Annotated in this window: 4 protein-coding genes; all 4 read right to left on the bottom strand. The window is 69.7% G+C overall.

Annotated features, from left to right (window positions below; translation table 11 throughout):
* On the bottom strand, positions 1–510 hold a 510-nt coding region (locus G3N93_RS37805), incomplete at its 3' end, for an FAD/NAD(P)-binding oxidoreductase (RefSeq protein ID WP_206135302.1).
* The gene (locus tag G3N93_RS37800; RefSeq protein ID WP_174987564.1) at positions 507–851 is read right to left on the bottom strand and encodes a (2Fe-2S)-binding protein; all 345 of its coding nucleotides are present in this window, start codon (positions 849–851) and stop codon (positions 507–509) included. The genes G3N93_RS37805 and G3N93_RS37800, both read right to left, overlap by 4 nt.
* Positions 852–853: 2 nt before the next feature.
* A complete protein-coding gene (locus G3N93_RS37795) occupies positions 854–1,648 on the bottom strand; it encodes an ABC transporter permease (RefSeq protein WP_174938440.1) in 795 nt (264 codons plus the stop codon).
* Positions 1,645–2,546: ABC transporter permease (locus G3N93_RS37790; protein ID WP_241026874.1), on the bottom strand; the 902-nt coding region annotated here is incomplete at its 5' end. The genes G3N93_RS37795 and G3N93_RS37790, both read right to left, overlap by 4 nt.

Genomic DNA, 2,546 nt, shown 5'->3' with positions numbered 1-2,546 from the left:
GTACGCGACGAGATACAGCAGCGGCCCCGTGCCCGCGAACACGATGCGTCGGCCGATCGCGCAGCCCTGCGCCTTCAGCGCGACCTGTGCGCCGCCGAGCGTATAGACACCCGCGAGGGTCCAGCCCGGCACCGGCAGCATGCGGTCAGTCGCGCCGCTCGCGACGATCAGGTGCGAATACGGCACGGTCACTTCGCGGCCGCCCTGCAGCGTATCGACGCGGCCCGCGCCGCACGCCCACGCGAGCGTGTCCGGCCGGTAGTCGACGTGCGGCAGCAGCGCGGCCATGGTCCGGTGCACGACGTCGGCCTTGGCGGCCTCGAACCCGTACAGCGTGCGCTTGCCGCGCGAGAAAGCGCCGTCTGTTGGCGGTTGCCGGTAGATCTGCCCGCCCCAGCGCGCGTTCTCGTCGATCACGACGGGGCGCAGGCCCGCGTCGACCAGCGCCTCGGCTGCGCGTACACCGGCCGGGCCCGCGCCGACGATCACCGGTTGCAGTGCGTCGTTCATCGCACGTCTCCGGTTGCAACGGGCTGCGCGGCGGTGACGATCCGCATGCCGTCGGCGATCGGCGTCGAGCATGCGCGCACGCGTGCGCCTGCCTCGGTGCGCACCCAGCAGTCCTGGCACGCGCCGATCAGGCAGAAGCCCGCACGCGGCAGGCCGCTGAATTCGCTGACGCGCACGCGACGCTGCGCGACGAGGATCGCGGTGAGCACGGTGTCGCCGGCCAGTGCCTGCGCGGGATGGCCGTCGAGCGTGAACGCAATCGCGGCGCGCTCGCGCTCCGCGACGCGCACGAACTGCGCGCCGTCGTCCACGGGTTCGGTTGAGCGGGAAACGGAAGTCATCGTCAGTGTTGGCCGATCAGGATGCGGTTCAGGCCGTACACGCGATCGAGCAGCAGCATCGCGCCGGCGGTGATGAAGATGACGAGCGCCGACACCGACGCCATCATCGGGTCGATCGACTCGGTCGCGTACATGTACATGCGCACGGGCAGCGTGACCGTCTGCGGCGACGTGACGAAGATCGACATCGTCAGCTCATCGAAGCTGTTGATGAACGCGAGCAGCCAGCCGCCGGTGATGCCCGGCACGATCATCGGCAGCGTGATGCGGCGGAAGGTCGTCCACGGGTCCGCGCCGAGCGAGCACGCGGCCTGCTCGATGCTGCGGTCGAGGCCGGCGACGGACGCGAGCACGAGCCGCATCACGAACGGCGTGATGACGATCATGTGCGCGAGCACGAGCCATGCGAACGAGCCGGTCGCGCCGATCAGCGCGAAGAAGCGCAGCAACGCGATGCCGAGCACGAGGCCGGGGATCACCAGCGGCGACAGCAGCAGCCCGTTCAGGAACGCGCGGCCGGGAAACGTCGCGCGGCCGATCGCGAGGCCCGCCGGCAGCGCGATCGCGAGCGACAGCGTCGCCGATGCGAAGGCGAGCTTCAGGCTGTTGAAGAACGCGGTGACGAAGTCGGGGTAGTCGAGGATCGCGCGGAACCAGCGCAGCGACAGCCCGTGGGTCGGCAGCGTCAGCGTTTCGTCCGGCGTGAACGCGACCAGCACGACGATCACGAGCGGCGCGAGCACGAACACGATCACGAGCGTGTGGAACGCGAGGGCGAAGGGGCCGTTCTTTCTCATCGGGTTGCGCCTCCGAGGCTGCGCGCGTAGCGGCGTTCGAGCACGCGGTAGTAGGTGAGCATCACGACGAGGTTCGCGACCAGCAGCAGGACCGCGATCGTCGCGCCGAGCGGCCAGTTCAGCGAGCCGAGGAATTCGTCGTAGACGGCCGTGGCGGCAACCTTCAGCCGGCGCCCGCCGAGCAGGCCGGGAATCGCGAACGCGCTCGCCGACAGCCCGAACACCATCAGGCTCCCCGACAGCACGCCCGGCATCAGTTGCGGCAGCACGATGCGGCGCAGCGTCGTGAACGGCGACGCGCCGAGCGACAGCGCCGCGTGCTCGGTCTGCGGATCGAGCCGTTGCAGCGCGGTCCACACGGGAATCACCATGAACGGCAGCATCACGTGCACCAGCGCGATCACGATCGCGAAGGTCGTGTATTCAAGCTTGTACGGCCCGAGGCCGACGAGCCCGAGCGTCCGGTTCACGAGCCCGCTCGTGTTCAGCAGCATGCTCCAGCCGAACGCGCGCACGACGATCGACACGAGCAGCGGCGCGAGGATCGCGAGCAGGAACAGCGAGCGCCACGGGTCGCGCATTTTCGACAGCACGTACGCTTCCGGCGTGCCGACCGCGACGCAGATCGCGGTCGTGAGCACGGCGATCCCGAAGGTGCGCAGAAAGATCGTGTGGAAGTACGACGAGCCGAGCACTTCCGCGTAGTTGCCGAACTGGAACGCGGCGATCGCGCCCGTCGCCGGGTCGAAGCGGTAGAACGTCAGCACGAACGTCATCGCGAGCGGCACGAGCACGAGTGCGGCGAACAGCGCGAATGCGGGTGCGCACATCAGCCATAGCGGCGCATGCGCGCGCCAGGTCGCGCGCGGTGCGCGTCCGGCGGCGGCGCGTGCCGGCG

It is taken from the genome of Burkholderia sp. Se-20378, assembly GCF_017104665.1.
Lineage (GTDB): Bacteria > Pseudomonadota > Gammaproteobacteria > Burkholderiales > Burkholderiaceae > Burkholderia > Burkholderia lata.
Note: the sequence above shows the minus strand (reverse complement) of the source record. Positions and strands in the feature narration are given on the sequence as shown.